The 7,499-nt window shown below is 61.1% G+C and carries 4 protein-coding genes and 1 pseudogene; 1 reads left to right on the plus strand and 4 read right to left on the minus strand.

What is annotated here, in order from left to right:
• The 4 genes and pseudogenes from YY7_RS56020 to YY7_RS0148790 all read right to left on the minus strand — a co-directional run.
• Window positions 1-204, minus strand: a pseudogene (locus tag YY7_RS56020) (IS110 family transposase); the annotation flags it as partial.
• The gene (locus YY7_RS57385; protein WP_196237457.1) at window positions 195-2,234 is read right to left on the minus strand and encodes a PAS domain-containing sensor histidine kinase; all 2,040 of its coding nucleotides are present in this window, start codon (window positions 2,232-2,234) and stop codon (window positions 195-197) included. The pseudogene YY7_RS56020 and the gene YY7_RS57385, both read right to left, overlap by 10 nt.
• A gap of 583 nt (window positions 2,235-2,817) precedes the next feature.
• On the minus strand, window positions 2,818-4,221 hold the full coding sequence (locus tag YY7_RS64915; RefSeq protein WP_196237458.1) for an MEDS domain-containing protein: 1,404 nt from the start codon (window positions 4,219-4,221) through the stop codon (window positions 2,818-2,820).
• Between the two features lie 479 nt (window positions 4,222-4,700).
• Window positions 4,701-5,456, minus strand: a complete 756-nt coding sequence (locus YY7_RS0148790) for a Crp/Fnr family transcriptional regulator (RefSeq protein WP_028169284.1) — start codon at window positions 5,454-5,456, stop codon at window positions 4,701-4,703.
• Between the two features lie 1,312 nt (window positions 5,457-6,768).
• On the opposite strand from YY7_RS0148790, the gene YY7_RS0148795 reads away from it, so the two are divergent.
• Window positions 6,769-7,499 (plus strand): reverse transcriptase domain-containing protein (locus YY7_RS0148795; protein WP_433994581.1); only part of this gene is annotated, 731 nt, incomplete at its 3' end.

The raw sequence follows: 7,499 nt of genomic DNA on the forward strand, positions 1-7,499 counted from the left end.
GTCGTGGCCAAGCATTTGGAGCTTGCGGCTGAGATGATGCGCGCCGACGCAAGCCTCCATCCCGATCAAGCACGGCGGCAGGTTGGCGAGCCGCGTTTCCACCTGGCCGCGTGACCACTTCTGTCGCAGCACGATGGCACCGCGGTGATCATGACCCACGCGGTGGAACGAGTTCTTGCCGATATCGATGCCGATCACGGCGATCGCTGCGTTGAGCTTCTAAAGACATCGTGTGCTCCTTGTCTTGAGCGCCCCTTGCCAGCTTCTCGCACTGGCAGGGCCGGAGCACGGCCGGACCATTCCATTAGCCGACGTTTCGACCAGATGGCGAGCACAGTAAGGACAGCCGCCGCCGAGAACGGACCGGTTTCACCCCCAAAACCTGCAACCTCACACCGCCGGCATCTGGCCGGCGGGCCTTGCGCGAGCGGTCTCGTCCGATTCTGGAGGTAGGCGCCGCGAGGTTTATTGGCGCTCGCCCACATCCGTCCCCCGTGAGCGGCGATGATCGACCGGCAGATGGCGAGGCCCATGCCCATACCCTCCGGCTTGGTCGTGAAGAAGGCTTCGAACACGCGCTCCGCATCGTTCGGGTCCAGCCCCATGCCGGAATCGCGCACGGTGACGAGCACGCCGCCCGCGGCATCCGCCTCCGTGCTGATCAGCACCTCCCGTGCTCCCTCGTCGGTGCCTCTCACGGCGTCGACCGCATTGAGGATCAGGTTGAGGATAACCTGCTGGAGTTGGATGCGGTCGCCGTCCACGGCCGCGAGGCCGTTCGCGAGCCCGGTCTGCAGCGAGACGCCATGCTTTAGAAATTCGCTGCGGGCCAGCGCGATGACCTCGAGGATGGCTTCGTTGAGGTCGAACCGACTCTTGCGCGGCGGCGCCTTCTTGATGAGGGCGCCGATCCGGCCGATGACCTGGCCGGCTCGGTTGCCGTCATCAGCGATTTGGCCGAGGATCTCCCGGACCTGGTCCAGGTTGGGCGGATCAGCGCCGAGCCAGTTCAAGGCGGCGCCGGCGTTGGTGACCACCGCGGCGATCGGCTGACTGACCTCATGGGCGATCGAGGCCGTCAGTTGGCCCATCGCCGTGACGCGATTGACATGCGCGAGCTCCGCCTGCGCCGCGCGCAAGGCTTCGGAGGCCAGCATGTGGTCCGTGAGGTCGTGAACGATCGAGAGCGCAGCCTCGACCCCCTCTGAATGCAGCCGCAGAGGCGAATAGGTCACGACCCGGTAGCGCCGGCCGACAGGATAGGCAAACCAACCCTCGAAGCCGACGTCCTCTCCTGCGAAGCAGCGGTCCAAATACGGTTTGATCTCCTGCTCAAAAACCTTGGTACCCAGCAGATCCCCAACGTGCTGGCCGACGAATCTGTCGGCCGGTATTTGCCAAATCCGCTCGTACACCGGGTTGACGCGTTGGAACCGACAATCGCGTCCAATGACACAGATCCCATCGGGTGAATTCTCGAACACCTGGCCGGTCAGATCCTCCACCCGCTTGCGTTCGGTGATGTCGTTATTGGTCTCCAAGGTCGCGACCGGATGGCCCCGCGCGTCCCGTTGCAGAGACCACCTGCTCGCCACGATTGCCGGCGTGCCGTCTTTCTTCGTGTGGACGAGTTCCCCTTGCCAGCGGCCCGTGCGGAGCAACCCTGCCGTGATCTCTTCGAGCGGCACGGGGAAGACCGTCTGCAGGAGCTGGTGAGTGACCTTGCCGACGGCTTCCGCTTTCTTCCATCCATACAGCTCCTCGGCGCCACGATTCCAGTAGACGATGGTGTCGTTCATGTCGCGCACGAAGATGGTGTCGTGGGTGAGGTCGAGGAGGCCGGCCTGCTCGCGCAGCACCAGTTCTCTCGATTGGCTTTGCACGGCGAGGAAACTCGCAACGCCGATCGTCGCAAGGCTGAGAAGGCGGTTTGCAACGGCGATGCTTAGCGATACCTGGTGCGGCGACAGAACATGGCTTAGCACCGTCAGCGCCATGCATGCCAATGTCGCGAGTACAACACCGCGCCACTGAAGAAACCTGGCCGCTAGCAGCACAACGCTGACGTACAGCACGCCGAAGGCGAACTCTGCGGGGGTAGTTGTGTCAGCGACGAAGATCCCGATAGCGATGGCAGCGCAAATAACCGGGAGAAAAGGCGACGTCGGTATCGTCGCCGAATTTAGATTGGTTTGCACTTGCTCCGTCCGCGCGTTAGGCCCCGCCAGGGACATGCGGGGGCTCCCAGTGCCGCCACTGGGTCGGTCCCTTTCGTTCGGCCAATCGGGCAAGCTGACGCTCCCATCTCCAGAGCGATGGAGCAAAGCCGCTGGCTCGCACCGCCAGTCACCCATTTGCGGCATCAGTCTGTCCCAATCCACCTTGCGGGTAAAGCGGCAGCCGCGGAGCGCTGGCGACACCGAACAGCGCGGCGCAGGCCGAGGGAGACCACCGGCGGCCGACCTTCGATGGCCGTTCGCCCGCTCAAGCCGTCCAGCGTGCCAAGTTGCGGCTGGGCGAACGTCGGGTGGTAAGCACGCTGCCGATAGAGATGCCCGCTCGACCGGTCGCAATCGGAGGTGAACCGGAAGACATATGTCCGTTCCGAGCTTTACCGCTTCTGGCCCCAAGCCGCGGTTGGGGGATGTCTGCTATTCCGCCGCTGTCAGGGGATAAGCAGACATCCGGCGAATGGGTCAAAAATGACGCGACTGGACCCATTCCGGACTTCAGGCCCAAGAACACCCTCCCGGAACGGCAGGCTACCGTTCACGACGTCGGGGTTGCGAGAACGAGTGCAATTTTGCGTTTACACTCTCACCCGACAGGCAGGATACATTGAAGGGCTGTACCCGGGCCGGCCGTACGAGAGGCCCATATTCGTCCCCCATGAGCTTCGACGATCGAGCGGCAGATCGATAGTCCCATGCCCATGCCACCGGGCTTGGTGGTGTAGAATGCGTCGAACAGGCGGGCAAAACTCTCCGGGTTCAGTCCCGGGCCCGAATCCCGCACGGCGACAAGCACCCCGCCCGATGCATATTTCTCGGTGCTAATTAGCAACTCTCGCGCCCCTTCACTGACCGCGCTCATCGCTTCGACGGCGTTGATGATCAAGTTGAGGATCACTTGTTGCAGTTGGACTCGATCTCCTTGAATGAGCGGCAAGCCCTCCGCGAGTTGGGTCTGCACCGAGACGCCGTTCTTCACTATTTCGCCACGGGTCAGGGCAATGACCTCAAGGATTGCACCGTTGATCTCAAAGGCATCCTTCCGTGGGGGCGCCTTCTTGTTTAGGGCACGGATCCGCTCGATGACGTCGATGGTTCGGTTGCCTTCCTTGATGGTGTCACCAAGCACCCGCCGGGCCACCTCCAGATTGGGCCGCAGGGCGTTTAGAAAGCGCAAGGCAGCTTGGGCATTGGTAACTGTCGCCGTGATTGGCTGCATGACTTCATGGGCAATCGAGGCCGAGAGCTGCTCCATTGTTGTGACGCGATTGACGTGCGCGAGCTGCGTCTGCGCCTCACGCAACGCTTCCGACGCTAGCATCAGCTGGTTGGTCCGTTCTACGACACGTTGTTCGAGTTCCTCATTGAGCCCCTTGATTTCGGCCTTGGCTCGCTTGAGCGCGGCGGTTTCGACAATGTCCCAATTCCCGTGTCGCCTTGCGAGGACAAACTGGTGTGTACGCACCACATCCAGGATTTCGGGAGCTCCGCACGTCGCAAGCGGGTACGTGCACAGCACGGCAAGGCTCTGATTGCCGATAACCTCGTTGAGACCATCTTCATAGTCGCAAAAGTGTCCCCAGTCCTTCTTTGCTAGCCAGGTGGTATCCCCGGTCACTCTCATGCCGGCGTAACCTCTGGCCGATACGCGAGCGAGCTTCTCATACCAAGCGTCTGTCAGTCTCTTGCCGTCAAACGTGCCGTCCTGGAGAAACCAATCGCGGGCCGACACAATCTCCATCCTGGAGTCCGCGAGGTGTCGATCAAGGTCAGGCACCGCGGCTTTCAACGCAGCTGTGGCTTCTTCGATCGTCAAAGGCTCGGCAACAATCCACAGGCAGTACTCCTCCCTTGCCAAACCCGACTTGCAGTATGCGATCAACGAGTCGAGGAGATCCTCTTTCGTCTCATAGAAGAGGCAAAAGTGGGCACCCCAGGCCACCATGTCGCCAACGACGTCGATTCCGGTCTTCCGCATCTCTGTTGTCATTGGGGTCACCTCCAATTTCCAACGTTCCGGTTGCGCAAACCAAAGTTCTACTGCGGCCGTAGCAGCAGTAGCGATTGGCGTTTTGATCATAATGGTGATCTAGCTCAGTATCGCATTTCGACCCGAGCGGTCAGGAAGACTAAGCGGATTTCTTGTGGTCGGCCATGAATTTCCTCCGCGAGATCGAGAGCGCCAGGAGCTTTTTTTGCTGAGGGCACGTCAGTGATGCTGACAGTTGATCCATCCTCTGAGACGCATCGGGGGCTTTACCACAGGGCGCATCCTCGTCGGCTAAGGTCGTGGGTTGCTCATCCACCGACGACATCCGCGTGTGGCCCAAATGCGAAGTCCAGCGCGGCTTCAAACCGTCAGCTTCCAAGGGTAAAGTGGAAGCAGCGGGCCGACCGCCGGAACGCCGCTTGTGACCCTTCTGCGACAAGGGCAACTGGATTTACCGTGATGCAAAACCACGCTTCCCTTCAGGGGATACGCGCTTCATCCGGCACGGCCAATGAGATAGGTCGGGCCGTATTCATCGCGAAGATCTTCTCGAATTCGAGACGCATATTGCCGTGGCATTCGCACGCCGCGGCCGCGAGCCGCAACCGGTCGATCTCGATTTGGCCTCGTCGATCAGATTTGATCGCTCCGGATGCGCGCAGATCGCGCATCAGGAGCGTCACCGTCGTTCGTCGCACGCCGAGCATTTGCGACAAGGCCTCCTGGGTGAGCGGAAGAACGTCGTGGTCGATGCAGTCGCAAAAATGGAGTAGCCACCGGACCATGCGGTCTTTGACCGGATGCAGTGCATTGCAGGCCGCGCCCAGCTGAAACTGCATCAGCATCGCCCTGCCGTGCATCTGGACCGCGTGCCGGATCGGAGCGCTCCGGTTGAAAGCGGCGCGAAATCGCGACGCGGGGATTCGCGAGGCGGTGCCCGCTGCACGAACGACCGCGGTCGTGGCCGAAGGTGACGACCCGAGCACCGAAAGAAGGCCAAGTGCCCCCTCGCGCCCGACTACGGCGGTGTCGACCGTCTGCCCGTCCGCCATGTCGATCATCAGCGAGACGGCGCCGCTGCGAGGGAAGAAGACATAGTCGATCTCGACCCCCGCTCGCGCAAGGATCGCGTCCTGATCGAGCGCGACCGTCTCCAGCGCGGGCCGCAACAGATCGAGATCCGATACCGGCAGTGTTGCCAGAAGGCAGTTAGGCATTCCGCCCGGACGCGTCACTGCAGATGACCCGCGGTGAGGCCCTTCATTCCGGGCGGGGCGGAACGGCGGCCTTAACATATGTTTAGATCTGCTGTCGCTACTCGCGCTGAGATCCAACTCACTCGCAAACTCGGATATTCCAACTGGACGTCGGCTCAAGCGTGAGTCCTCATCGACACGAACGGATCAATTTTTAGGGGCTTGCGCCGCGACATGCGCACGGCGAGTAAGGGAAGAGAGTCAGTGCAAACGGCAGTCTCGATGCAATTGCAGCGCGAAAATACGGAAGCTGCAAAAGGTGCTCTTCTCCACCGGCGTTGCGTAGCACCGATCTTCGGTTCCACCCATGTCGAAGATGAGGGTCAGCCAGCCTTTGGCGCATCCGGGTGTCATACAATTGTTATAATTGGACCAGCGCGTCGATCGATAGCGAACAGTGCTGACGGCTGATGGACTAGCCGTTCCCCGCGTTGGCACGATGGCGTTCTGATCGCCAAGTAACAGATTGAGCTGGCTTCCGGTTATGGCCGATGCTGTCGAAAAAGTCTTTTTGCATCACTAACGCAAACTTTCCGAGCCGCAGGTGCGGTGATCCTACAATTGTGTGGGGGGAAGCATTATAAAGCGATGAACTCGCCAGTGACCTCGGCAATTGGCCTCAGGGGCATATGGACGAGCAAATCGTCGCGTGTTTCGTCTTTCGGCAGAAAATAGCCGTAAGGCAGTTTGGGACTTTTTCGACAGCATCGGCCCATCAGCGAAGTGGCGGCAGCCCTCATTGAGGTCCGCTTAGTGGGGCGTAGCGGACTAGATTTGCGAAGCGCCGGGAGACCGGCAAGGAGTAGAGAGTGCAAGTCTCTTACGATGAAGGAGTAGCGATCCACATCGGCCCCGAGTCATGCGTAGTTGCCCGCGAGGGTTTCGGCGAAGCGTTGACAGGGGGGCGCATAGGCCAGCCATCGAGCCGCGAAAGAGTCCTATTCCGGGTGCCGACGCCGTGCAAATGGCGGAAGGCAACACATCCAGGCGCGTCATCGCGAGCGCCAGGGCGACCCGGCGTGGTCAGAGACCCTGGCATGTGCAGACGCTCCTTGCATGGGAACCGGGAGATCTCGCGATCGACCGTTTGGCAACAGCCGTCGGTCCGCATCGGGAAGGCGAGGAGCCGTAGCCGATGATGCACGGTCGCGAGAAGTCAGACTCTGCCATAGTAGCTGTGAAGCCGACGAACAAAGCGGTCCCGACCGCAGCGGAGCCGGCGGAGCCAAGGGCGGGGGCCAAGGGGAACGTGCGCCAGCAAAGCACGCACCGGACACAGGGACGGGAGCGCGTGACACAGGCGCTGGAACGCGTACGGCAAGCCGCAAGGCAACGGAAGAAGGAGAGGTTCACCGCACTCCTCCACCACATCAGCATCGACTGCCTGCGGATGGCGTTCTTCGCGCTCAAACGCGATGCCGCCTCTGGGGTGGATGGACTGACATGGCCGACCTACGAAGCAGACCTTGACCGAAACCTCACTGATCTGCACGAGCGGGTTCATCGGGGAGCATACCGGGCACTGCCATCGCGCCGGACGTACATACCGAAGGCTGATGGGAAACAGCGTCCGCTGGCGGTTGCGGCGCTCGAGGACAAGATCGTCCAGAGAGCGACCGCGGCTGTGCTGAACGCCATCTACGAGGAAGACTTCCTCGGGTTCAGCTACGGGTTCCGACCCAAGCGAGGTCAGCACAATGCGCTGGATGCGCTGGTCGTCGGGATCACGAGCAGGCGAGTGAACTTCATTTTTGACGCAGATGTGGCCTCCTTTTTTGACTCAGTCAGCAAAGACTGGCTGATGCGATTTGTGGGGCACCGCATCGGCGATCTGCGCATTACCCGCCTGATCCAGAAGTGGTTGAAGGCTGGTGTCCTAGAGAACGGGGTTGTCACGGTCAGTGAAAAGGGGACAGGGCAGGGATCGGTCATCTCACCGCTGCTCGCCAACGTCTACCTGCATTACGTGTTCGACCTCTGGGCCGCGCGCTGGCGACGGCACGAGGCCACGGGCGACATGAT

The sequence above is a fragment of the Bradyrhizobium elkanii WSM2783 genome (assembly GCF_000472865.1).
GTDB classification, from domain to species: domain Bacteria; phylum Pseudomonadota; class Alphaproteobacteria; order Rhizobiales; family Xanthobacteraceae; genus Bradyrhizobium; species Bradyrhizobium elkanii_A.